Annotated in this window: 18 protein-coding genes; 9 read left to right on the top strand and 9 right to left on the bottom strand. The window is 73.2% G+C overall.

Annotated features, from left to right (window positions below; translation table 11 throughout):
• Window positions 1–58: 58 nt before the first annotated feature.
• The 9 genes from WME83_RS29385 to WME83_RS29345 form a co-directional block, all read right to left on the bottom strand.
• Complete coding sequence (locus WME83_RS29385; RefSeq protein ID WP_437313013.1) at window positions 59–2092, bottom strand: M13 family metallopeptidase; 2034 nt, start codon at window positions 2090–2092, stop codon at window positions 59–61.
• Window positions 2093–2248: 156 nt separating this feature from the next.
• Window positions 2249–2542 carry a hypothetical protein gene (locus WME83_RS29380; protein ID WP_437313012.1) on the bottom strand — a complete coding sequence of 98 codons (294 nt, stop codon included), beginning with the start codon at window positions 2540–2542 and terminating at the stop codon, window positions 2249–2251.
• A gap of 73 nt (window positions 2543–2615) precedes the next feature.
• Entirely contained in the window at window positions 2616–2960 is a 345-nt protein-coding gene (locus WME83_RS29375; RefSeq protein ID WP_437313011.1) for a hypothetical protein, read from the bottom strand.
• 602 nt (window positions 2961–3562) lie between these two features.
• Window positions 3563–4501, bottom strand: coding sequence for an NAD-dependent epimerase/dehydratase family protein (locus tag WME83_RS29370; RefSeq protein ID WP_437313010.1), 939 nt, complete (start codon window positions 4499–4501; stop codon window positions 3563–3565).
• Window positions 4498–5565, bottom strand: coding sequence for a CDP-glucose 4,6-dehydratase (rfbG, locus tag WME83_RS29365; RefSeq protein WP_437313009.1), 1068 nt, complete (start codon window positions 5563–5565; stop codon window positions 4498–4500). Before rfbG ends, WME83_RS29370 begins: the two co-directional genes overlap by 4 nt.
• Window positions 5562–6335, bottom strand: coding sequence for a glucose-1-phosphate cytidylyltransferase (rfbF, locus tag WME83_RS29360; protein ID WP_437313008.1), 774 nt, complete (start codon window positions 6333–6335; stop codon window positions 5562–5564). The genes rfbG and rfbF overlap by 4 nt, the downstream gene beginning before the upstream one ends.
• On the bottom strand, window positions 6332–7498 hold the full coding sequence (locus WME83_RS29355; RefSeq protein WP_437313007.1) for a glycoside hydrolase family 26 protein: 1167 nt from the start codon (window positions 7496–7498) through the stop codon (window positions 6332–6334). The genes rfbF and WME83_RS29355 overlap by 4 nt, the downstream gene beginning before the upstream one ends.
• Window positions 7495–9144, bottom strand: a complete 1650-nt coding sequence (locus WME83_RS29350) for a glycosyltransferase family 2 protein (protein WP_437313006.1) — start codon at window positions 9142–9144, stop codon at window positions 7495–7497. Before WME83_RS29350 ends, WME83_RS29355 begins: the two co-directional genes overlap by 4 nt.
• The gene (locus WME83_RS29345) at window positions 9110–10288 is read right to left on the bottom strand and encodes a hypothetical protein (RefSeq protein WP_437313005.1); all 1179 of its coding nucleotides are present in this window, start codon (window positions 10286–10288) and stop codon (window positions 9110–9112) included. Before WME83_RS29345 ends, WME83_RS29350 begins: the two co-directional genes overlap by 35 nt.
• 196 nt (window positions 10289–10484) lie before the next feature.
• Between WME83_RS29345 and WME83_RS29340 the strand changes: the two genes are divergently transcribed.
• The 9 genes from WME83_RS29340 to WME83_RS29300 all read left to right on the top strand — a co-directional run bounded on the left by WME83_RS29340 (window position 10485) and on the right by WME83_RS29300 (window position 24541).
• A complete protein-coding gene (locus WME83_RS29340) occupies window positions 10485–11159 on the top strand; it encodes an RNA polymerase sigma factor (RefSeq protein WP_437313004.1) in 675 nt (224 codons plus the stop codon).
• Window positions 11147–12379, top strand: a complete 1233-nt coding sequence (locus tag WME83_RS29335; RefSeq protein WP_437313003.1) for a FecR domain-containing protein — start codon at window positions 11147–11149, stop codon at window positions 12377–12379. Before WME83_RS29340 ends, WME83_RS29335 begins: the two co-directional genes overlap by 13 nt.
• Entirely contained in the window at window positions 12369–13580 is a 1212-nt protein-coding gene (locus tag WME83_RS29330) for a hypothetical protein (RefSeq protein ID WP_437313002.1), read from the top strand. Before WME83_RS29335 ends, WME83_RS29330 begins: the two co-directional genes overlap by 11 nt.
• A gap of 226 nt (window positions 13581–13806) precedes the next feature.
• Window positions 13807–15465 carry a protein kinase domain-containing protein gene (locus WME83_RS29325; RefSeq protein WP_437313001.1) on the top strand — a complete coding sequence of 553 codons (1659 nt, stop codon included), beginning with the start codon at window positions 13807–13809 and terminating at the stop codon, window positions 15463–15465.
• 314 nt (window positions 15466–15779) lie between these two features.
• On the top strand, window positions 15780–16760 hold the full coding sequence (locus WME83_RS29320) for an arabinan endo-1,5-alpha-L-arabinosidase (protein ID WP_437313000.1): 981 nt from the start codon (window positions 15780–15782) through the stop codon (window positions 16758–16760).
• 150 nt (window positions 16761–16910) lie between these two features.
• Window positions 16911–17909: a LamG domain-containing protein gene (locus WME83_RS29315; protein ID WP_437312999.1), complete on the top strand. Its 999-nt coding sequence runs from the start codon at window positions 16911–16913 to the stop codon at window positions 17907–17909.
• Window positions 17910–18009: 100 nt separating this feature from the next.
• Window positions 18010–18942, top strand: a complete 933-nt coding sequence (locus WME83_RS29310) for a hypothetical protein (protein WP_437312998.1) — start codon at window positions 18010–18012, stop codon at window positions 18940–18942.
• A 142-nt stretch (window positions 18943–19084) separates the two neighbouring features.
• Window positions 19085–20263 carry a LamG domain-containing protein gene (locus WME83_RS29305; protein ID WP_437312997.1) on the top strand — a complete coding sequence of 393 codons (1179 nt, stop codon included), beginning with the start codon at window positions 19085–19087 and terminating at the stop codon, window positions 20261–20263.
• Between the two features lie 357 nt (window positions 20264–20620).
• On the top strand, window positions 20621–24541 hold the full coding sequence (locus WME83_RS29300) for a serine/threonine-protein kinase (protein WP_437312996.1): 3921 nt from the start codon (window positions 20621–20623) through the stop codon (window positions 24539–24541).
• Window positions 24542–24945: the final 404 nt, after the last annotated feature.

Raw genomic sequence — 24945 nt, 5'->3', positions numbered from 1 at the left:
GCCGATGCGAGAGCCGCTACCAGGCAACGCTGCGTCTTGGGTACCTAGCTCCGGCGCCTCACCAGATCTTCACGCGGCTCTCCGGCGCCAGGTACAGCTTGTCGCCCTCCTTGACGCCGAATGCGGTGTAGAACTCCGGCACGTTGGAGACGATACCATTGCAGCGGTACTCGCTGGGCGAGTGCGGATCCGTCTTCAGACGGTTCAGCAGCTCCTCGTCGCGGTACTTGCGCGCCCACACCTGCGCCCAGCCCATGAAGAAGCGCTGGTCGCCGGTCAGGCCGTCGATTTCCACGGCCGGCTCGCCGCCCTGCGCGAGCTGCCAGGCCTTGTATGCGATCGACAGGCCGCCGAGGTCGCCGATGTTCTCGCCGATGGTCAGCGCACCCTGCACGCACTGGTCGGGCAGGGGGCAGAACTTGTCGTACTGCGCGATCAGCGCCTGGGTGCGGTCCTCGAAGGCCTTGCGATCGGCGTCCGTCCACCATGACAGCAGGTTCCCGTCGCCGTTGTACTTGGAGCCCTGATCGTCGAAGCCGTGGCCGATCTCGTGGCCGATCACGCCGCCGATGCCGCCGTAGTTCACCGCATCGTCCGCCGCCATGTTGAAGAACGGCGGCCGCAGGATCGCGGCGGGGAACACGATCTCGTTCAGGCTCGCGTTGTAGTAGGCGTTGACCGTCTGCGGCGTCATCATCCACTCCTCGCGGTCCACCGGCTTGCCGAGCTTCTCGGCTTGGCGCTCGTACTCGACCTCGTTGGAGCGCATGACATTGCCGACCAGGTCGTCGCCCTTGACGGTAAGCTTCGAGTAGTCCTTCCACTTTCTCGGATAGCCGATCTTGGCCGTGAACTTGGACAGCTTCTCCAGCGCCCTGGCCTTGGTGTCCTCGCTCATCCAGTCGAGGCTCTTGATGCTCGCCTCGTAGGCCTTCAGCAGGTTCTTGACCAGCACCTCCATGCGCGCCTTGGCTTCCGGCGGGAAGTGCTTGGCGACATAGATCTTCCCCACCACCTCGCCGAGCGCGCCTTCCGTGCTCTCGACCGCGCGCTTCCAGCGCGGACGGTCTTCCGGGATTCCGCGAAGGGTCTTGGAATAGAAGGCGAAGTTCTCGTTGACGTAGGCTTTGGACAGGTACGGCGCAAACGACGATACCAGGCCGAACTTCAGGTAAGCCTTGATCGTGTCCAGGCTATGGCCGTTCAGCTGCTCCGCCATCGCGGTGAAGGCGCTGGGCTGCATCACGATCACGGCCCTCGTGGTGACGCCGGCCTCCCTGGCGAAGGCGGCGAAGTCGAAGCCGGGGGTCAGCTCGTTGAGCCTCGCCACTTCGTACTTGTTGTAGGTCTTGTCGTCGTCGCGCGACTCGACTCTCGTCCAGTGCTTCTGCGCCAGCTGGGTCTCCATCGCCAGGATCGCCTCGGCGTTGGCGGCGGCCCTCTCGTCGCCGATCATACCCAGCATCTTCTCGACGTGCGCGCGGTAGGCGGCGCGCAGCTTGGAGAAATTCTCATCCTGGGACAGGTAGTAATCGCGGTCCGGCAAGCCGAGCTGCGCGGACTGAAAGAAGTACACCGTGTACTGCGTCGAGTCCTTGGCGTCTTGGGCGATGTAGCCGGAGAACGGGTGGCGCGCGCCGATCTTGCCCAGGTGCGCGAGAAGCGCCGGCAACTCGGCCGTGTCCTTGACGGCATCGATGCGGGCGAGCTCCGCCTCCAGCGGCTTCAAGCCCAGCTCCTCGGCCTTGGCCTCATCCATGAAGGCCGTGTAGAAATCGCCGATCTTCTGCTCGTCCGAGCCGTCCGCCTTGTTCTTCTGGGCGGCCGATTCCTCGATGATCGCCTTGAGCTCCGCTTCAGCGTCGTCGTCGAGCTTGGTGAAGGCGCCGTAGCTCGACTTGTCGGCCGGGATCTCGGTCCTGGCCAGCCAGCCGCCGTTGACGTGCCGGAACAGGTCGTCCTGCGGGCGCACCGCCGGGTCGAAGTTCTCCTTGATAATGCCCGAAACCAGCGGCTCGGGCGGCTCGGCCTGCGTGCTGTCGCAGCCGACGAGCGCGAGGACGCAAACCGCGCCCGCGATGAGCTTCTTCATGAATCGGACTCCCTGCGCATGAATGAGTGAAACGAGGGTACCGCGAACCGGCCCAGCGTAGCGGCCATAACAGCGCGAGGGCAGCGGAAAATTCAACCAATACAGGTTCTGAAACCACCTGCATGGGTCACTATGGCCGAAAGCGAAGTATGGAGTTCATGAATTATCAAGATGCTCTGGCTTTCGGGGGGGCCTCATCGGCTCACCTCGACCGAGCAGGAACTGCTGGATCTTTCCGTCGGGCGTCCGGTAGAGGACGCCCCGGGCCGTGACACCCTCGAACACGAAGGTGATCACCGCGTGATCCATTCCCCCGCGCTCGGTGACGCTCTCGACGACCACGTCCTCGGGCTCGCCGAGCGCCTTGATTCGCGCGGCTGCGCCGCGGAGCTTCTCGTCGCTGAGGTAGTAGCTGAATTCCTCGCTTAGCCTGGCGCGGTCGACAGTCACTGACCGCATCTGGTGGCAAGCGCCCCTTGCGTCTCGCGCGAGACCGCGTTTCGATTCTGGAGAGCGCCCGGGCTCAGCGGTAGGCGGTGGCTTCGAGCGGCGCGAGCGTCAGCCCGGTGATCACGTGATTGGATTCACCGATCCCCTTGGTCGACACCTGGCAAGCCACCACGCGTCCGAGCGTGGGCGCGACGTTCGGCCTGCGTCGTCGATGCTCACCGAGGTGATGGCTGTGAAAGTTCTCCCGCGTCAGTCCCATCGGAACCCCCCACGGCGACCAGACGATGCCGGTCGTCCGATCGAGCACGATCCAGTCCGACTCTTCCCAGCCGCCGAAGAACGTCGGTCGCTCGAGCAGCTGAACGACGACTTCGTTTCCGACCGGGATCGATGCGAGGAACGGTAGCTCGATGTACATGGCCCGACTCTACCGCAGTCTGAACGCCGACGCCCTGGTCCACCGTCTTCACCGTTCCCCGAAGCCAGCGGCCGGTCGGTGGCAGAAAGTTCTTGACAAATCGAAATGGCTTTGCGCGGACTATCCTCTCATCTTCTGGCTCGCTTTCGGCCTGCTGGCGCTGGTTCTCGCCTGTTCCGGTCCTGTGCCACCTCGGCCGCCATCCCCGACAATGCCGGCCAAGACCAAGACGGTGCTGGCGCCGCTGGATCGATAACGTCCTCGGGGCGAAGACGGCCGCCGAAGTGCTCTCCTGACGGTTGACGGATGCGGCCCAACAGGTCGATGAATCAGACAGGCTTCGCCCGCTGATGATCGCCAGGGCGTTGGGTGGCAGGAGTGAGGAGCACGCTGCTCTTCAGGCACCGCCCATCGAAACACGACGCTGGGAAGAGCCACCGTGACTTGTCAATCCCGACACCGCACTCCAAGCAAGGGTGGCGCTGTAGGTGGAGTGCGCCCGACAGTGAGGCGCCTCTCTGGCGCTGTGGCATCAGGGCGGGAACGCAGGAAGGCGGTTGATCCCGCCTTCCCGCCTTCAGGGACCGTTCGGACCACCGCCCTCACGAGGCGGCGAGCGCGGCGGCGACGCCGGAGGAGAGCGGCATGCGCGGTCGCCAGCTCGTCGCGGCGCAGAAGCGGCCGGGATCGCCGACGAGCCACGGGAGCTCGTCGGCGCGCGGCGGACGGGCGCCGAAGTCGAGGAGGGACTCCGGCGCGCCGAGCTGCCGCGCGACCTCGAGGCAGACCTCGCGCACGCTCGTGGGGCGCCCCGAGCAGACGTTGTAGGCCGCGCCGAGCTCGAGCCCCGCCGTCGTCGCGCCGAGCAGCAGCGCCTCCACGACGTCGTCCACGAAGGTGAGATCGCGGAGCTGCGTGCCGGGGGTGAGGTCGACGCGCTCCCGCGCGCGGAGCCGGGCCGCGAGGTACGGGATCAGGCGATGGGGCGCCTCGCCAGGGCCGTAGACGCCGAAGAGGCGGAGCGTCACGAGCGGCACCGAGAGCGCCCGCGCCACGGCGCGCCCGTAGTCGTGAGCGGCGGCCTTGGCGACGCCGTAGAGGTCGGCGGGCGCCCGCGGCGCGCCCTCGCCGACGAGCTGCCCCTCGACGACCGCGCTGTACTCCGAGCACGAGCCCGTGAAGACCACGCGCGCCCCGCCCCAGCGGGCGGCGGCCTCCAGCGTCGCGACGAGCGCCCCCACGTTGCCCTCAAGGAGCGCGTCCGGCGCGCGCTCCCTCGGGTTCACCCCGGCCGACGCCAGGTGGAAGACCGCATCCGGCGGCGCGTCGCCGACCGCATCGAGGAGCGCGTCCCGCGTCAGGCGCTCGAGCGGGAGCTGCCGGAGACGCGGGCCCGGCGAGGGGCGCGAGAGGCGCGCCCACCCCGAAGGCCGCGCGGGCGCCGCCGCGACGACCTCGCACCCGCCCGCGAGGAGCCGCCGGACCAGCGCGGAGCCGATGAAGCCGGTCGCGCCCGTGACCACCGCCCTGCCGAGCCTCACGCGAGCCCCGTGGCGAAGCGGAGCTGCTCCTCGACGAGGGAGCGCGCGCGCCCGCGATCCTCGAGGTAGCGCGCGTACCACGCGCTCGTGAGCTGGATGGCGCGATCGGTGTCGAGGAGCGGACGCCAGCCGAGCCGGGACCGCGCCTTGCTGCAGTCGAGGCGCAGCGCGCCCGCCTCGTGGAGCCGCTCGCCGTCCGAGGGCTCGGCCAGATCGAGCGAGCCCCGCCCGAGCTCGCGGACGATGGCCTCCGCGAGCCGGTGCACCGTCGTCGGCTCGGCGTCGTCCGGGCCGAAGTTCCAGGCGCCGCCGTACCCCGCCGGATCGTCCCAGAGCCGGCGCGCGAGGAGGAGGTACCCCGAGAGCGGATCGAGGACGTGCTGCCAGGGGCGCACGGCGCGCGGGTGCCGGATGCGCGCGGGCTCGCCCGCGGCGACGCTCCGGACGATGTCCGGCACGATGCGGTCCTCGGCCCAGTCGCCGCCGCCGATGACGTTCCCGGCGCGCGCGGTCGCGAGCGCCACCTCGCGCCCGTAGAACGACCGCCGGTAGGCCGCGGCGACGAGCTCGGCGCAGGCCTTGCTCGCGCTGTACGTGTCGTGGCCGCCGAGGGCGTCGGTCTCGCGGTAGCCCCAGACCCACTCGTGGTTCTCGTAGCACTTGTCCGTCGTCACCACGACGACGACCCGCACCGACGGCAGGCGCCGCGCCGCCTCGAGCACGCGCGCCGTCCCGAGGACGTTCGTCGCGAAGGTCTCCAGCGGCCGCGCGTACGATCGCCGGACGAGCGCCTGCGCCGCGAGGTGCAGCACGATCTCCGGCCGGGCCTCGGCCATCGCCCGCGCGAGGTGCTCCTCGTCGCAGATGTCGCCGAGGATCGAGGTGACCCCGTCGCCGATCCGCGCGTCGGCGAAGAGGCTCGGCGCGCCCTCCGGCGGGAGCGCGTACCCGGTGACCTGCGCGCCGAGCAGGCGCAGCCACGCGGTGAGCCAGGAGCCCTTGAACCCCGTGTGCCCGGTGACGAACACGCGGCGGCCCGCGTAGAAGTCGAGGTGCTCGCTCATGACCACGTCCTCCAGGGCGCGCGCCCCTCGTCCCAGAGCCGCTCGAGGAGGCGCTTGTCGCGCAGGGTATCCATCGGCTGCCAGAAGCCCTCGTGCTGGTAGGCCATGAGCTGCCCATGGGCGGCGAGCCGCTCGAGCGGCTCGCGCTCGAGGGGCGTCGCGTCGTCGCAGTCGAGGTACTCGAGGGCGCCGGGCTCGAAGACGAAGAAGCCCCCGTTGATCCACCCCGCCTCGGCCTGCGGCTTCTCGGCGAACGCCGCGACCTCGCTGCCCCGGAGATCGAGGACGCCGAACCGCGCCGGCGGGCGGACCGCGGTGATCGTCGCGAGCTTGCCGTGGGACCGGTGGAAGGCGACGAGCTTCGCGATGTCGATGTCCCCGACCCCGTCGCCGTAGGTGACCATGAACGGCTCCCGCCCGAGCACGCGGTCGAGCCGGCGGATGCGCCCGCCCGTCTGGGTGTGGAGCCCCGTGTCGATGAGCGTCACCCGCCAGCTCGGGCAGTGGACGCCGAGCGCGTCGACCTCGCCGCTCCGCAGGTCCACCGTGAAGTCCGCGCGGCGCGTCCGGAGCCCCGCGAACCAGTCCTTGATGACGTCGCCCTTGTAGCCGCAGGCCACGACGAAGTCGTCGAAGCCGTGCGCGGCGTACATCTGCATGATGTGCCAGAGGATGGGCTGGCCCCCGATCTCGACCATCGGCTTCGGCCTGTCGGCGGTCTCTTCGCTGAGCCGGGTGCCGAGGCCGCCGGCGAGCAATACGGTCTTCATCGCTGAACCTCCTGTGCATGGCTGGTCTGTGCCGCGAGCGCGCGGCGCACGGCGCCGGCGACCGCGGGGTCGTCGGCAAAGGCCCACGAGAGCGGCTCGTGGGTCACGGTCGCGTCGCTCGCGACGTGGAAGAACAAGAGCGCCTTCACCGCGGGGTGGCGCTCGGCGAAGCCCGTCAGCGCCTCCTCGTACCAGCGGGCGCGGTCCCCGCCGGCGGCGAGCGAGCCGAGCTCGGCGATCATCAGCGGCTTGCCGAGCGGCGCGAGGCGCTCGTAGTGGCGCGCGAAGAGCTCCTGGAAGGAGGCCCACTTGGACCAGCGGACGGCGGTCCCGTAGTTGAGGACGCCCGTCGCGACCCAGTCGGTCCACTCATTGCCCGGGTAGTACTCCCAGTAGTTCTCGTACGAGACGCTCGGCGACCACACCCAGAGGACGTTCGCCGCCCCCGCGGCGCGGAAGCGCTCGACGACGTGCCGCCACGCGCGGATGAACTCCTGCGGGTTCGGGTTGTTCACCGGCCCCCACGGGTAGCGGTAGCCGTCGTTCATCTCGTGCGCGAAGCGGAGGAGGATCGGGTGCCCGTGCTCCGCCGCCGCATGCGCCCAGCGGTCGACGTAGGCGTCGTACTTGCCGTCGGCGACGTCGGTGAGGCCGCCGTGGTCCCGCGTCGCCGCCGGGCGGAGCGACGCGTCCAGGTGCTGGAACGCGCTGAGCCAGGGCTCCCACGTGATCACCGGCACCGAGCCCACGGCCCAGATGGCCCGCGCCGCCCGGCTCGGGAAAGCCTGGTCCGCGCCGTCCCCCCAGGCCGCGTAGATCTGCGTGAGGAGGAGCGTCTGGCCCACCGCCTCCTCGAGCGCGAGGTACCCGCCGACGTCGCGCGGCAGCCCGCCGTCGTGCGCGCCGTAGAGCAGGCGCGCCGGGGCGCGGAGGTCGTCCAGCTTCCGCGACGCGAGCTCCGCGGAGAGGCGGGCGAGCCGCGCGTCGCGCTCGGGGCCGGCGGTCCAGGAGAGATCCGCCGTGGCCACGGCGGCGCTCGCCGTGCCGAAGAGCGACGAGAGGTAGGTCTCGGCGGGCGCGCGCCCGTAGGTCGAGAAGAGCACCGCGAGGGCGGCGCCGGTCGTGGCGGCGGCTGTCAAGGCGACGCGGTGGGAGCGCTTCATCGTGATCCTCCGAAGGGGGTCGTGGGGGTCGTGGTGGTCGTGGCTTCGAGCGCGGGGAGCCGGTCCCAGGGATCGACGCCCGGCGCGCGGCGCGGCGGGCGCGCGGCCCAGGCGATCGCCCCGCTCATCGACGCGGCCCCGAGCGCGCCGAAGAGGACCATCGCCCAGTAGGCCTCCGCGTCGCTCCAGCGCTCGGCGAGCCCGTGCGCGGAGGTGCGGAGCCAGAGGCTCGCGCCGATCGTGACGAGGAACGAAACGACGACGAGGAGGTGCGGCCACGCGAGCGGCAGGAGCCGGCCGCCGAGCCCGCGCTTGGGCGTGGGCACGTAGCGGACGAGGCGCTTCACGACCGCCAGGACCACCCCGAGCGTGTAGATGGGAAAGGCGGCGAGCTTGAGGAGGAGGGCGCGCCAGTGGAGGCCGCGCTCCGTGGCGCGGTCGCAGAACCACCGCTGCCCGTAGACGTGGAGCGCGACCGCGGCCGCGACGATGGGGGCGCCCGCGGCGACGAACCCCGCCGGATCCGCGTGCATGGGCCAGCGATCGCCCCAGAGCGCGACGAGCGTCAGGACGAGGTAGGTCAGCGTGGCGGGGCCCGTGAGGTAGTACGTGCCGATGGCCACGTAGGAGAGCCGCTGGCGCGCGCTGAGCAGGAAGAAGCGCGGCACGACCTCGGCGAAGAGCGCGTCGACCGCGCCGGTCGCCCACTTGAGCTGCTGGCCGAAGTACCCGCCGAGGTCGTCGGGGACGAGCCCGCGGCTGACGATCTCCGGGACGTAGACCGACGTCCACCCCGCCGCGTGCAGCCGGATGGAGGTCATGAGGTCCTCCGCGAGCCCCACGGCGTGCCCGCGGATGGACGCGAGCGCGGCGCGGCGGAAGGTGCAGTTGGCGCCGATGGCGACCGCGCAGCCGAGCCCGTGGAGCCCGAGCTGCATCGGCCCGTAGAACCCGTAGGTCTGCTCGGCCGCGCCGCGGGCGATCGGGGAGTCGGCCTGGTTGTAGTAGCCCTGCGAGACCTGCACGAAGCCCACGCGCGGGTCGTCGAAGTGCCCGAGGACGCGGTCGAGGAACTCCGGGAACGGCAGGTGGTCCGGGTCGAGGACCAGGACGAAGTCCTCGGTGGTCCGCGCGAGGGCCGCGTTGATCTTGCCGGCCTTGGCGCCCGGGACGCCGCTCGAGTCGAGCCACACCGCGCCGTGCCGCTCGGCGAGCGCGCGGAAGCGCGGGTCGCCCGTGCCGTCGAGGAGGTACGTGCGGTGCGGGTAGCGGACGCGGGCGAGCGCCGCGAGGGTCGCCTCGAACATCGCGATGGGCTCGCCCGGCGCGGCCGTGGTGAAGACCGCGACGGAGAGCCCTTCGGGCGCCGGGCGGTGCTCGACGCGGTCCACCGCGAGGTAGCCGATCCAGGCGAGGACGATGCGGCCGATGCCGTACCAGACCGCGATCGACAGCGCGACGAAGGCCGGGAGGTGGGCGACGTGGCGCTCCTGGAACCAGAAGCTCGCGAAGCCGGCGACCCCCGCGAGCCCGAAGGCCGCGATCGCCCAGACGATCATGCGATCGACGAGCCGCACGGGCGCGGCCGACGACCACCGGAAGAGCTCCGGATCAAAGCGGGAGCTCGAGACGAAACGCCGCGTCATGGAACCGGTAATAGAGTTGGTGGTTGTGGTGGTAGGTGACGCCCACGCGGGCGCCCCCGAGGTCGAGCGAGGCCCCCGCGCGGAGGTCGACGTAGGCGCCGTCGACGCGCGAGGTGACGCCCCAGGCGAGCGCGGTCGGGTCGAGCTCGCTCCCCTGCACGGCGACGTCGCCGCTCGCGTCGACGCGGAGCTTGCCGAGCGAGAGCGCCGCGACGACGATGGGCCCGTGGCGGCGCGCGCCGAGGGGGGTGAAGTACGGCGTGTAGGCCTGCGCCGCGAGCGACCAGCGCGAGCGCGAGGTGTCGGCCCAGGCCGCCCCCCACCCGGCCTTGAGGCTCAGCGCGCCGCGCAGCAGCGGCGCCACGGCCCAGCCGTAGGCCGTGAGGCCGCGGTTGCTGTCGGAGTACCAGCGCCCCTCGCCGCGGAGCTCTCCGCTCCAGCCGTTCCAGTCGTCGACGGCGAGCGCGCCGCCCGCCGCGGTGACGAAGACGTGCTCGCGGATCGCCGCGTGGGTGTCGAGGAGCTCGTCGCGGCGCGCCGAGGCGCGGAGCCGCACGGGCGACAGCCACCGCCCCTCGATCTCGGCGCTCCCCGACAGCTGCGCGCTGCCGTCCGCCCAGATCCGCCCGAGGCCCGTCGCGATGACGTCGAGGTCGGCCCGGGCCGGGCGGAAGAGGAGCCCCACGAGCCCGCCCACCGCGTAGGCCGGTGTCGCGCTGCTGCCGAGCTCCGTCGTCTCGCGCGGGGCGCGCGGGTACCAGAGGCCGATGGCGCGGAGCCGCAGCTGGAGGCTCGCCGCCGGCCAGAGCGACACCCCGGCGCTCTGCGACCAGCGATCGAGCGGCTGCGTGTCGAAGAAGGCGCGGGTCTCGAGCTCGAGGCGCGGGGCGAGCGCCGCGTCGAGCTGGGCGCGCAGGATGCCGGCGTCGCGCGCCGCCTCGCTCTGCGCGGGGACCCGCGCGAGGAGGGCCTCCGCCGCCGCGTAATCGGCGATGGCAAGCCGCTCCTGCGCCTCGGCGACGTAACGCCAGTCGCCGGGCAGCGGGCGCGGCGTGGCGCCGGCGGCGCCCGCGCCCGCGAGGGCGGCGGCGACAAGGAAGCAGGGAACGAAGGACGAGAGGCGCATGGCAAGGAAGCGGGACATCGCGTCCCGGTCGCCCCCAAGGGGCCGCCTCCGCCGCCGGACGGCTCACCGGAGCGCACGAAAAGGATCGTGAGCCGTCTCGGGCCCCTGCCGGTCCTTTGGTGCAGCGCTGTGCCCGACCGCATCCAAGCCGCCCCGTCCCGCAGCGCCGAGCCTCGGCTCGGCGACCTCGCCGCCTCCCGCCGCGGAGACCGCCATGCCTAGCGGATCCCGCTCGCCGCTCCCGCACGCCGTGAGCCGCGCCGGCCCCTCGCCGGGCGGCGGGCAGCTCGTCGCGCTGCCGGTGGAGCGCGACGACGCCGAGCTGCTCCGCCGCCTCCAGCGCGGCGATCCCTGGGCCAAGGCGGTCCTCTTCGAGCGCTACGGCGCCCTCGTCGAGCGCATCGCGCGCCGCGTCCTCGGGACCGAGCGGCACACGACCTTCGCGGACGTCGTCCACGACGCCTTCGTGTCCGCCTACGCGAGCGTTCACCAGCTGAGCGACGCGGCGGCGCTGACGTCGTGGATGAGGTCGGTCGCGGTCCACACCGCGTGCAAGAGCATCCGCCACCACAAGGCCCGGAGCTGGCTGCGCTTCTTCTCGCCCGAGGACATCCCCGAGCCCCCGGCGCGCGGCGCCGACGCGGAGCTCCGGGAGGCCCACGATCGGACCTACCGGCTGCTCGAGTCCTTCCCGCTCGACGAGCGCGTCGCCTTCGCGCTGCGCTACATCGAGGGCATGGAGCTCACCGAGGCGGCGGCCGCCTGCGGCGTGTCGCTGGCGACGATCAAGCGGCGGATCGCCCGGGCCGAGGCGCGCTTCGTGAGCGCCGCCCGGCGAGACCCCGTGCTCGCGACCTGGATCGAGGAGGGCACCCGATGGAACCCGTGACACGACGCATCGAGACCCTCGGGGCCGAGGTGGCCCGCACGTCCGACCAGCGCGCCAGGCCGGGCGAGACGCTCGCCGCGGCGCGCGCGCGGCTCTTCGCCGCCGAGGCCGAGGCCCGGCCGCGCCGGGCGCGCCCCGCCGTCTGGGCCGCCGCGGCCGCCGCGGTGCTGCTCGCGGCGGGCGGCGCCGCGCTCTTCCGCACGGCCTGGGCGCCCGAGGGCGGCCCCGCCGCGGCCACCGCGCCCGCGTCTGCGCCGGGCGCGGGCGCGCGGGTCGAGGCGCGCGACGCGCCCCTCGCCTTCACCTTCGCCGAGGGGACCTCCGTGCGGCTCGACGCGGCGTCCGCGCTGGAGGTCCTCGCGACCGACGCGCGCGGCGCGGAGCTGCGCGTGGAGCGGGGCGGCGCGGACTTCCACGTCGTCCACCGCAGCGACACGCGCTGGGTCGTCCACGCCGGGCCCTACGCGGTGCGCGTGACCGGGACGCGCTTCGAGGCGCGCTGGGCCCCCGAGGCGCGGCGCTTCACGCTCGCGCTCGCCGAGGGGAGCGTCGAGGTGACGGGCCCGGAGCTCGGGACGGCGCGGCTCTCGGCGGGCGATCGGCTCGACCTCACCGCGCCGAGCGAGCCCGCGCCGAGCGGCGCCGCCGCGGCCCCCGCGTCCGGCGCGCCCGCGGCGGTCGCGGCGCCGCCCGGGGATCGCGACGCGCGCGCGCCGGCGCCCGGCGCGGCGGACACCGCGCCGGCGGCCGGCGCGACGGACGCCGCGCCGCGCTGGCAGGCGCTGGCGAGCGCGCGGCGCCACGAGGAGGCGCTCGCGGCCGTCGAGCGGCTGGGGCTCGACGCCGTGCTCGCGCGGGCCGCGCCCGACGAGCTCCGGCTGCTCGCCGACGCCGCCCGCTACGCGGGCCGCCCGCACGCCGCGCGCGCCGCGCTCCTCGCGCTGCGCCAGCGGCACGGCGCGCGCGGCGACTCGGCGTTCCTCCTCGGCAAGCTCACCGCCGATCAGCTCGGCGATCCCGGCGACGCGCTGTCCTGGTTCGACACTTACCTCCGCGAGGCGCCGGGCGGCGCCCTGCGCGAGCAGGCGCTCGGGCGCAGCCTCGAGCTCCAGCAGCGGCGCGATCGGGAGGCCGCGCGCCGCGCGGCGCTCCGCTACCTCGCCGAGTACCCCCGCGGCGCCTACGCGCCCCTCGCGCGCTCGATCGCGGATGCGCCCTGAGCTCCACCCCGCGCGCCGCGCCGCCGCCCGCGCCGGCCTCCGCCTCGCGGCGATGCTCGGCGCGCTGCCGGCCGTCCTCGGCGTCGCGCGCGCGGCGCCCCCGCCGGCCGCGGAGGGAGCCCTCGCCAGCGCCAGCGCGCCCGCGCGGGCCACGGTGGCCCTCTCCGGCGACCCGGCGGACGCGACGTTCCAGCGGGTTCGCGACGAGCTCCGCGCGCTCGGCGTGCGCATCACCACCGCCGGCCCCGGGGAGGCCGACGCGCGCGAGGGCGCCGACGCGCGCGAGGGCGCCGACGCGCGCGTCGTCGTCGCCCGCAGGCGCGCGACGATCGCCCTCGCCGCGCGGCACGGCGGCGGCGAGCTCGAGGTCTCCGTGCGCCGCGGCGATGGCCCCGAGGTCCTCGCCCTGGCCGCCGTCGAGCTGCTCCGCGCCCGCCTCCTGCACCGCGACGCCCCCGCCGCTCCTCCTCCGACCGGCGCCGCCGCCGCCAGCCAGGCCCCTCCGCCCTCGAAGGCCGGCCCCACGAGCGGCGCCTCCGCCAGCCCGGCGGCCTCCGCGACGACCACGACGGCGACCTCCCCCGCGCCCTCCGAGGTCCGCGCGCCCGCGTCGCGCTCCCCCGCGCTCTCCCGGCAAGCCGACGGCGCGAGGCCGAGCGCGCGCCTTGTCGCCTCGGTCGGCCCGACGCTGCTCTTCGCCTTCGGCGACGTCCCCGAGACGCCGGCGCTCTCGATCGGCGGCACCGCGCTCTTCCGCGGCTGGTACGTCGCGGCGGGCGGGACCACGACGCTCGGCGGTACCTCCTGGGACGTCCCCGGCGGGCGGATCGAGCACGGCGTCTCCCTCGTCGGCGTCACGGCGGGCGGAGCGCTCTCCTTCGCGAGCGGGCACGGCCTCGCGACGCTCGGGGCTGGCGTGTCCGCGCTGCGCCTCCATTACGAGACGCCCGTCGCGTCGCCGGTGTTCGTCGGCGCCTCCGGCACCTCGTGGGCGGCCGTCCCGCACCTCGAGGCGGCCGCGCGCTGGTTCATCCATGATCACGCGGGCTTTCGCCTCGGCGGCCTCGCCGGCGCCGCGCTTCCCAGCATCGATATCGCGTACCCCGAGCGCAATGTCGGCAGCTCGATCCCCGCTGGCGACGGCACCCGCTATGGCCGCCTGCTCCTCGCCGTCTCGCTCTCCCTCGAGGCGCGCCTCTGAGGGCTCGGGCCGCCGTGCGGCGCATGCGTGGCCCGGCGCCCGATCCCGCGCGCCGCGCGGACGCCGGAGCTCGGGTGTGCGCCTTCCTGGCCCGACAACACTGCGACACTATCGCACCCGCGTCTTCTCACGGGAGGCGGCACAATGCAGTGCATTGCGGAAGAAGGCTCGGGATCCCCCTGAAAGCTTCTGGTCGCGCTCGTTTTTTTCGTGCCATCATCGCCCAGTGAACGTGGGGCCGTCCAGCACACCGCCCGACCCGGGGCATCACCTCCTGCTCGAGCTCGGGCGTGGGGGAACTGCGCAGGTCTTCCTTGCCGTGCAGAGCGGCGCGGAGGGCGTGGACAAGCTCGTCGTCCTGAAGTTTCTCAGGCCCGACCTCCTGGACAACCTCGAGATGCGGGAGATGTTCATCAACGAGGCGCGGTTCTCCGCGCGCTTGAACCACGCGAACATCGTCCAGACGAGCGCGATCGTCCAGACGACGCGGGGGGCCGCCATCGTGATGGAGTACCTCGAGGGCCAGTCGCTCTCGATCGTCCGGTCGCGGGCGCGCACCAAGCTCCCGCTGGAGATGCACCTCCGGATCATCATCGACGCGCTCCGCGGCCTTCATTACGCCCACGAGCTCACCGGCTTCGACGGCGAGCCGCTCAACGTGGTCCACCGCGACGTCTCGCCGCACAACGTCTTCGTGACCTACGATGGCCAGGTCAAGCTCATCGATTTCGGCATCGCCAAGCTCACGGGCGGGAGCGTCGAGACGGCGACGGGGGTGATCAAGGGCAAGATCGGGTACATGCCGGCCGAGCAGATCGAGGGGGGCCCCATCGATCGGCGCGCGGATCTGTACGCGGTGGGGGTGATGCTCTGGGAGGCCGCGACGGGCGAGCGGATGTGGAAGGGCATGACCGACATCGCGATCATGCATCGCGTGCTGAACGGGGAGCTCCCGAGGCCGCGCGACGTCAAGCCCGACGTGCCCGAGGAGCTCGAGCGCATCATCCTCAAGGCCCTCTCGGTCGCGCCGGAGCAGCGTTATGCCACCGCGGCGGAGCTCGAGGCCGATCTCGAGGCGTTCGTCGCGGGCATGGCCCCCGTGACGAACCGCGACATCGGCAGGTTCGTCTCGCGCGAGTTCGAGGACGTGCGCGCGGAGACGAAGCGCATCATCGGCCGTGAGATGATGCGCCGGGGCGCGACGGCGCGCGCGTCCATGCCGGTCGACACCCTGTCGCCGCCGCCGCTCGATCAATCGCTCGCGCGCGCCGGCTACGGCACGATGACGGGCTCGGACACGAAGCTCACGGACGGGCAGGAGCCGGCGCCGCGCCCGTGGCTGAAGCGGGCGTCCCGCTCGCTCCTCGCCACGGCCGTGCTGGGGATCGGCTGCGGCATCGTCCTGGCGGCCGCCACCACCCGGTCCCCGCGCTCCTCGCCTGTGTCCCTGGACGCCGCTTCGTTGTCGGCGTCGCCGCAGCCGTCGCTCGCGCCCGCCGTCGTCCCGGCGTCCGGGGCGCCGTCGGGCTCCGGCGTCGTCGCGGCGGCCGCCGCGCCCGCGGCCGCGAGATCGGGCGAGCCGTCGGCGGGGTCGGCAGAGCCGACCATCGCGCCGGCCGAGCTGTCCGAGACGCTGGCCGAGGCGTCCGCGAAGCCGGCCGACCGGTCCGCGAAGCAGCCCAGGGGGTTCGCGAAGCAGCCAAGGCCGTCGGCGAAGCAGCCCGAGCCGCCGGCGAAGGAGCCGGCCGAGCGCGGGGATTCAGCCGCGGCGCCGGCGGACAAGCCCACGCCCGCTGCGCCGGCGAGCACGCCCAGCGCGAATTGCGACCCGCCGTACACCATCGATGCCGAGGGGATCAAGCGATTCAAGGTCGAGTGCATGTGAGATCGCGTGTCGACACCACGTCGGGTACGGGAGCGCTCTCCGCGCTGGCCCTGGCCGTGATGGGTGGCTGTGGGGCCTGCGGCGACACCGGAGCCCAGGGCGGGGCCGGCGGGCCGGCGACGGCGAGCGTGGCGTCCGGCGCCGCGGCGGGCACCGGAGGCGCCGAACCTGGCGTGGGCGCCGGAGGGGCGGGCGCCGGCGGAACGAGCACCGCCGCAGGCACCGGAGGGGCGGGCGCCGGCGGAGCGGGCTCCGGGGGCGCGGGCAATGGCGGAGCGGGCGCCGGGGACACAGGCCGTGGCGGAGGCTCCGGGGTGGCGAGCGCGGGAGTCGGCTCCGGGGGAGCGAGCACGGGCGCGGGCACCGGCGGAGCAGGCAGTGGCGGTGGCCCCGGGGAGCCGGAGCGTCCGGTCGCGCTCGACCTCAGCGGCGACGTCCAGGGAGTGCACGACCCGTCGATCATCCGGGCGGGGGATCGCTATTACGTCTTCTCCACGGGCCCCGGGATCGCGATCCGGACCTCGGCCGACCTCGTGCGCTGGGACGCCGCCGGCTCGGTGTTCAGCGACAATCCCGACTGGGTCGCGAGCGCGGTGGGTGACGTCGACGCGCTCTGGGCCCCGGACATCTCCCATTGGGGCGGGCTCTATCATCTGTATTACGCGGCGTCGTTCTTCGGGACGAACCGCTCCTGCATCGGCCACGCGACGAGGGGCTCGCTCGACGCCCCGGAGACCCGCTGGCTGGATCACGGCGCCGTCGTCTGCAGCGAGGGCACCGATTACAACGCCATCGACCCGAGCGTCGTGATCGACGAGCGGGGCACGCCGTGGCTCGTGTTCGGGAGCTTCTGGTCGGGGCTCAAGCTGATGCAGCTCGACCTCGCCGGCGCTCCCGTCGACGGGACGCTCACGTCGATCGCCGCGCGGCCGAGCACCGCGATCGAGGCGCCGTTCGTCGTGCGGCGAGGCGATTATTATTACCTGTTCGCCTCGTTCGACACCTGCTGCGTCGGCGCGAGCAGCACGTACAAGATCATGGTCGGCCGGTCGCGGGCGCTCGCCGGTCCTTACGTGGACAGGCTCGGGAATCGCATGCTGAGCGGCGGCGGCTCGCGCGTGCTGACGAGCAGCTCGAGGTGGCGAGGGCCTGGCAGCAACGGCTTGCTCCAGGCCGGTGAGTCCTGGTATCATATCTACCATTCGTACGACGCCGACGCGGACGGCATGTTCGCCCTTCGCGTCGCCGAGCTGAGCTGGAGCGCCGACGGCTGGCCGGAGTCCGGCGGGCCGTGAGCCGGCATGCAAGGGTGGCCGATGCGTCGGTTCGAGGCGGGGAGTCGGCCCTTTCTTCTCTGTTCCCGTGGGGGTCGTGGTCCTCGGGCCACGGCAGCGGCATCGCAGGCGTCCGCGGGGCGTCCATCGTGGTTGGGAGGTGACATGAACATGGCAGCTCGTGGAAGGGTGCTGGCCGGCCCTGCGGCGCTTCGTCCGGCGGCGCGTGCGCTCCTGGCGCTCGCTCCCTTGTGCCTCGGGGCTTGTTCGCTCGAGGACCTGTCCTACCTCCAAGGGGGCGCGACGGGCGCCGGAGGCGGCTCGGCGACGCAGAGCTCCAGCCAGAGCAGCGCCGGTTCTGGAGGCCGCGACGGCACCGGTGCCACCGGCGGCGGTGGCGGCGACGGGGGCGCCGGGGGGATCGGCGGCGACGGCGGCGCCGCCAGCGTCGGGGGCGCCGGAGGTGAGGGGGGCGACGGCGGCGCCGGGGGCCGCGGGGGCGCGGGCGGCGACGGGGGCGGTCCGCTCATCGACCTCGAGACGGGGCTCTTCTTGCATTACACGTTCGACGCGCTCGACGAGGGCATCGCGGTGGACGCCACCGGCGGCATGCGCGACGGGACCCTCCTGGGGGGGACGTCGGTGGAGGGGCACATCGGCAATGCGCTGTCCCTCTCGGGGGAGGAAGAATACGTGGAGCTCCCGCCCGGCGTCTTGCAGACGCTCAACGAGCTCACGGTGTCCTTCTGGATCTCGCTCGGCGAGCAGCAGTGGTGGCAGCGGATCTTCGACTTCGGATCCGGAGAGGCGGCGTGGCTCTACGTGTGCCCGAAGGCGGCGAATCCGACCGGCGTCCGCCTCTCGTTGAACTCCCCTGCGGGCGTCGAGGAATACACCATGAATGGAAGCTTGCCGCTCAACACGTGGACGCACCTCGCGGTGACGCTGAGCTACAACCCGAGCCGCTCGTCGATGTACATCGACGGGGTCGAGGTGACGAGCAGCGATAAGATCGTCACCCGGCCCTCGGATCTGGGGAACACGACGCAGAATTTCATCGGCCGCTCTCAGTTCGCGGTCGATCCCTACCTCATCGGGAGCGTGGACGATTTCAGGATCTACGATCGCGCGCTCTCGGCGGCCGAGGTGGCGGCCCTCGCGGCGCAATGAGCGGGTGACCCGGCCACGGTCGGCCCGCTCGGCGGGCGGTCGGAAGTTTGCTCGACAGGCAGTCGGGTGCGAGTCTGCTGGACACGAGGAGCTCGGCGTGATGGCTGGAGAGACAGGGATGCTGCGACGGGGGAAGCCTTTCGGAACGGGGCGCGGCGGGTGGGCGGCGCTCGCGCTGGCGGCGACCGCGCTCTGGCCGCTCTCGGCCTCGGCGGACGAGCCTGCGGCGCCGGCGGACGCGCCTGCCGCGCCGGCGGCGGGAGCGGCCTCCGGGGTCACGCAATGTGTCGCCGCGCACGCCGAGGTGCAGCGGCTCCGGAAGGAGCACCAGCTGCTCGAGGCGGGGCGCGCGCTGAAGGGCTGCGCGCGGTCGGACTGCCCGGCTCCGGTCCTCCGCGATTGCGGGGCGTGGGTCGACGAGATCGAGCGGGCGACGCCGTCGGTCGTGTTCAACGTGACGAGCGGCGGCGAGCAGGTCACCGGCTCGACGATCCTGGTCGACGGCCAGCCGGTCGAGCTGTCGTCGAGCGGCGCGCCGCTCAAGCTCGATCCCGGGAAGCACACCTACCGTGTCGAGCTCGCCGGGCACAAGCCGGTGTCCAAGGAGCTCATCCTCTTCGAGGGGCAGCGCTTCCAGCAGCTGAACGTCGCGCTCGAGCCCGTCGCGGAGGCGCGGGTCCCGCCGGCGCAGGCCAGCGTCACGGAGACCTACCGTCCGGTGCCGGCGCTCACCTACGTGCTGGCGGGCCTGGGGGTCGCGGGCGGGGCGAGCTTTGCGGTGTGGGGGCTCATGGGTCGGTCCGAGCGGGACCACCTGGAGAAGACGTGCAGTCCGAGCTGCGCCGACAGCGATCTGGACGCCGTGCGCACGCGGTACCTGATCGCCGACATCTCTCTCGGTGTAGGCGCAGCGGCGCTCGCGGGCGCGGCGTTGACGTATCTGCTGCGCCCCACGAAGGAGCGGCCGATCGCCGTGTCGGTGGAGCCGAGCCGGACCGGCGTGGTGGGTTCGGTGTTGCTCCGCGGTATGTGAGGTGATTTCATCTCTCGACCGGATGCTTGATTCTTGACGACGGCCGTCATCGCCGTCGCGATGTGCAGAACCCCAACAACCCCGTCGAGCACCGCCGGAGCGTTCCCGGATGCTCGGGGTATTGGCCTTATTGGAGGATGCGATGAGAGAGACATCGATCTTGTCGGGTGGTCTCAGGGCTGCGTTGCTCACGGCCGCGATGCTGGGAACGGCGGCTGGCGGATGCGGCTCGAGCAGCGATGACAACGCGGGGGGCGGCGGCAGCGGGACGACGTCGACGACGACGACGACGTCGGGTGGAGGCTCGACGACGAGCGGCTCCGGGGGCGAGGGTGGGGGCGCGACGGGCACGGGGGGCGCGGGCGGCGATGGCGGCAGCGGCGCCGCGGGCGGCGGCGGCGCGGGTGGAGACGGCGGCGCGACCGGCAGCGGCGGCGCGGGTGGGGACGGCGGCGCGACCGGCACCGGCGGCGCGGGTGGAGACGGCGGAGCGACCGGCACCGGCGGCGCGGGTGGAGACGGCGGAGCGACCGGCACCGGCGGCGCGGGTGGGGACGGCGGCGCGACCGGCACCGGCGGCACGGGTGGGGACGGCGGTGCGATCGGCACCGGCGGTGCGGGTGGAGACGGCGGAGCTGGCGGCGACGGTGGCGCGGGCGGCAGCGGCGGCGCCGGGCCGGGGCCGAGGCTCGTCGTGCACTACACGTTCGACGAGGAGAGCGGCCTCGTGGCCCACGACGCGTCGGGCAACGGGAATGACGCCACGCTCGTCGGGAGCGCCGGATGGCTCGCGGAGGGGCGCATCGGCGGCGCGCTCAACCTGCAGGGCGCCGACCCCCACGTCGATCTCCCCGACGGGCTCACCGACGAGCTCGACGATGTCACCATCGCGACCTGGGTCCAGCTGAAGAGGATCGACATCTGGTCTCGCATCTTCGATTTCGGCGGCAACGGGTTCATGTTCCTCACCCCGCTCGACGACACCGGGGCCTTGCGCCTCTCGGTCTACACGCAGGTCGACACGGTGGGTAACGAGGCGATCGTCCGGGTCGCGAACCCGCTGACCGTCGATGTCTGGAAGCACGTGGCGGTCACGATCTCGAGCGGCACGTACCAGCTGTGGGTCGACGGTGTCTCCGTCGCATCGACCACGCCGGCGCCTCCGCACGACGTCACGCCGTCGCGGATCGCGCCCACGGCGAGCAACTACATCGGCAAGTCGCAGTTCCCGGACGCCTTGCTCAAGGCGTATATCGACGACTTCCGGATCTACGACGGCGCGCTCTCGGCCGAGGAGATCGCGGCGCTCGCCGCGCCGTAGGAGAGGGGGCGCGAGGGGGGTCGAATCTGTCGGGAGCTTCGCGGAGGGGGCCTGCGCTCTCTGCGACACAGCAAGGTTTGATCATCTCCGCCCCGTTCCGCTCTGGGCGTCCATCTTCACTTCATGGAGCGCGGACGCTGACCCTTCTGGAGTTCCAGCTCAACCCCGCGCTCCTGCCACAGGCGAGCGTGATCTCACGCATCGATATATCGTTTCTGAAGTCATCCGGTAGGCGCTTGCGCGCTGTTCCCGACTCCTCGAAAGCCACCGGCGCGCTCCGGCAATCCGTTGCGTACGCCGCCCCGGCCCCGGGGCGACTCTCTCCCGCTCGTCGCGACGTTCGGGCATACTGCCGCCGTGAAACCCGGCGAAGTGCTCGCGAACCGCTTCGTTATCGAGCGATTGGCTGGGGCCGGCGGCATGGGGACCGTGTACAGGGCCCTCGACCGCGCGCAGGACGCTCCGGTCGCGCTCAAGCTCCTCACCGAGCCCCACCCCCGCGGCGACGCTCGCTTCGCCCACGAGGCCCGGATCCTCGCCGAGCTCGAGCACCCCGGGATTGTCCGCTTCATCGCGCACGGCGTGACCGCTGTCGGGCAGCGCTGGCTCGCCATGGAGTGGCTCGAGGGCGAGGACCTCGGGGAGCGGCTCGGCCGCGCCGGCCTCAGCGTCGGCGAGAGCGTCGCGGCCGTGATCGCGGCGGCCGAGGCGCTCGCCGCCGCGCACGCGCGCGGCGTCGTCCACCGCGACATCAAGCCGGCCAACCTCTTCCTCGTCGGCGGCGACCCGCGAACGATCAAGCTGCTCGACTTCGGCATCGCGCGCCTCAGCGGCGCGACGCGCGTGTTCACCCAGTCGGGCGCGATCCTCGGGACGCCGGGGTACATGGCCCCGGAGCAGGCCACGGGGGAGCAGGCGGACGCGCGCTCCGACGTCTTCGCGCTCGGCGCCGTGCTCTTCGAGTGCCTCACGGGGCGGCCCGCGTTCATGGGCCGGCACCCGATGGCGGTGCTCGCACAGCTGCTGCTCGCCGAGGTGCCGCGCGTCCGCGAGCTCCGGGGCGACGTGCCGCCCGCGCTCGATGCCCTGATCGCGCGCATGCTCGCCAAGGATCCAGCGACGCGGCCCGGAGGCGCGGCCGAAGCGGCGGCCGCCCTCCGGGCCCTCGGGGAGCTCGGGACAGGCCCAGCAGCGCCGCCGGCCCTCAGCGAGGCGATCACCCGGCGCGCCGCCGACGGGCCCATCACCGGCGGCGAGCAGCGCGTGCTCTCGGTCGTCGTCGCCATGCCCGGGGCAAGCTCGGACCTGACGCTCGACGACACCCCGCCCGCGCGCCGCTCCGCCGATCTGCGCGCGCGGATCCAGGCCGCGCTCCTTCACCTCGGGGCCCGCCTCGATCCGCTGGCGAACGGGGCGATGCTCCTGACCCTGCAGGGGGCCGGGAGCGCGACCGACCAGGCGGCGCGCGCGGCGCGCTGCGCCCTCCTGCTCGGCCCGCTGCTCGCCGGGACGCAGGAGCGGCAGGAGGCCAGGGCCGGCAGCATCGCGGTCGCCACGGGCCCCCTCGAGATCAGCGGCCGGCTGCCGGTGGGCACGCTGCTCGATGGCGCCGCCACCCTGCTCGCCGGCGGGCCGCCCGCGGCGGGCGCCGCCCACCTCGACGATGCCACCCGGTCGCTGCTCGACCCGCGCTTCGAGGTGGCGCGCGGCCCCGCCGGCTGGGAGCTCCTGGGAGAGCGCGAGATCGGCGAGGGCGCGCGCCCCCTGCTCGGCCACCCGAGCCCATGCGTCGGCCGCGACCGCGAGCTCCGGACGATCCTCGACCTCTTCGAGGAGTGCGCTGCAGAGGGCCTCGCCCGCGCGGTGGTCGTCACCGGCCCCCCGGGCATCGGCAAATCGCGGCTGCGCCACGAGGCGCTCCAGCGCCTCCGCGCGCTCAGGCCGGACATGGAGATCTGGATCGGCCGCGGCGACGTGGTCGGCGACGGAGCCCCCTTCGGCGTGCTCGGCTCGGCCGTTCGTGGCGCGGCCGGCGCGCCGGCGGGAGCGCCGCTGCCCGAGCGGAGGGCGCTGCTCGCGGCGCGGGTCGCGCGGCGCGTGGCCGGGCCGGAGCAGCGCCGCGTCGCGGCGTTCCTCGGCGAGATCGCGGGCGCTCCCTTTCCGGACGACGAGAGCCCGCCGCTCCGCGCCGCCCGCCAGAGCGCGCTCCTCATGGGCGAGCAGATCGGGCGGGCGTTCGTGGACTTCGTGGCCGCCGAGGTCGAGACCCGGCCGCTCTGCCTGGTGATGGAGGACCTGCACTGGGGCGACGCCCCCTCGGTGCGCCTCGTCGACCAGGCGCTCGGACGGCTCGCGGACCGGCCGCTCTTCGTGTTCGCGCTGGCGCGCCCCGATGTGCACGAGCGCTTCCCTCGGCTCTGGGCCGAGCGCGGCGCGCAAGAGATGCGGCTCGGCACGCTGACGCCTCGCGCCGCCGAGCGCCTCGTCCGGCATGCGCTGGGCGGCGCCGCGAGCGCGGCGCAGGTCGCCGCGCTCGTCGAGCGCGCCGCCGGCAATGCGTTCTATCTGGAGGAGCTGATCCGGGCCGTGGCCGAGGGGCGGGGCGAGGTGCTCCCCGAGACGGTGCTGGCCATGGTGCAGGCCCGGCTCGCGGCGCTCGACCCGACGGCGCGGCGGGTGCTGCGCGCCGCCAGCCTGTTCGGAGAAGTGTTCTGGTGGGGCGGGGTGCGCAGGGTGCTCGGCGGCGATCCGGCCGGCGGGCATTCGGCCTCGGCGCTGGCGCTGCTCGTGGATCAGGAGCTGCTCGTGCGCCGCGATCAGAGCCGCTTCCCGGGCGAGGAGGAGCTCGCGTTCCGCCACGCGCTGCTGCGCGAGGGCGCGTATGCGACCCTGACCGACGCGGACCGCGGGCGCGGGCACAGGCTTGCGGCGGCGTGGCTGGAGGAGGCCGGCGAGACCGATCCGGCGGTGCTCGCCGAGCACCTGGAGCGCGGCGGTGAGCGCGCCCGCGCCGCCGCTTGCTATGCGCAGGCGGCCGAGCGCCTGCTGCGCGGCGGCGATCCCCCCGGAGCCATCCGCCTCGCCGAGCGCGGCGTGCGCTGCGGCGCCGAGGGCGAGCTCCTCGCGGCCCTGCGCACGACGCAAGGCGAGGCGACGGTCTGGTCGGGCGACCTCGAGGGCTCGGTCGCCCTCATCGACGAGGCGCGGCGCCTCTCCCGGCCGGGTAGCCGGGTCTTCTGCCACGCGACCGCTGGATACCTCATGACCTCGCGGATGCTGGACCGTCCGGTCGAGGCGTTCGACCTGCTGCATGGCGACGAGCTCCTCGCCGTCGAGCCCGATCCGGAGGCGGCCGCCTCGTTTGCCTGCATGCTCTTCTATGGATACTCGATCCTGCTGATGCGCATGGCGCAGCTCGACCGATCCGACGCGTATCTCAGGCGTCTCGGGCAGCTCGACGACGCGCTCGGCGGCCGAGATCCGGCGGTGTCCGGCTGGCGCTTCTTCGCCATGGCGTGGGAGGCTGGCCTGCGGCGCCTGGCCCCTTGGGAGACGTACACGCTTCAGGGGAAAGCCTTCGCTGCGTTCGAGGCGGCGGGAGACCGCCCGCACGCGGAGATCATGCGCACGTACAGGGCCGCGTCCTACGGCAGCCTCGGCGCCTATGACGGCGCCGAGGAGATGTTTCGCTCCCTCTTGCGCGAAGGCGTCCCCCCGGGGAGCATCGGCGGCCAGTTCGCCCTCCTGCTGCGCGCGTCGATGCGCGCTTCGCGCGGCGCGCACCGCGAGGCGCTCGCGGATCTCCGCGAGCTGAAGACGCTGGCCGGGCCGGGCCTCGGAGCGGAGGTCCACGTGCTGCTCGCGAGGGTCCTCTGCGGTCTCGGCGATATCGCCGCGGCAGAGCGCGAGGCCATCGAGGGGGTCGAGCGGGCCAAGACGAGCGCGATGGACGGTACGTGGGCCCTCTCGGAGCTCGCCCGGATCCGGCTCGCGCAGGGCCGGGCCGCCGAGGCGGCCGCGATCGCGCGGGACGCTGCCTCGACGTGCGCTCGCACCTACGGGAGGCAGCACGTGAACCTGGACGCGGCGCTCGTCCACGTCGAAGCGCTCCACGCCGCGGGGGCCAAGGACGAAGCGCGGGCGATCCTGGCGCCGACGCGCGACAGGCTGCTCGAACAGGCGGACGAGATCCCGGATCCTGATCTCCGGCGCGGCTTCCTCGAGGCCGTGCCCGCCCACGTGCGACTTCTAGAGCTCGCCCAGGCCTGGCTGGGGTGACGCTCTGTCGATGGATGGATAAGCTGCTCGGCAGCCGCAGACCTCACCGCCGCCCGGTCGGTCCGCGCGTCGAGCAGGCGCGAGCACCCTCCCCAGAACGTCGCCCCCGACGAAAGCAATCTTCCGACGGGCCCTCTCCAGGCCGGACAGCGCGCCTCCTGCTCCCCTCCTGGCCAGCTCGGTGCCAGCCCAGCTATCTCCTCAACATCCCTCATCCTTCTAACCCATCTCTTTCCCCGCGCGTTCCCCGCGCGCCCCCGCGCACGGCAGGAATTCGACACCTGAGCTTCTTCTATAACCCATCTTCTCCTCCACTTCGCTCTGGACACCTCTCTTCGCATCATGAATAGAGGAAGCCGGCCCGTCCGGCATTGCAGCGCAATCCCGCGCTCCTGCACGGACGA

Origin of the sequence: Sorangium sp. So ce385 (assembly GCF_051474135.1) — a bacterium.
GTDB classification, from domain to species: domain Bacteria; phylum Myxococcota_A; class Polyangia; order Polyangiales; family Polyangiaceae; genus Sorangium; species Sorangium cellulosum_D.
The sequence above is the reverse complement of the archived record's forward strand: the minus strand, read 5'-3'. Positions and strand labels throughout refer to the sequence as shown.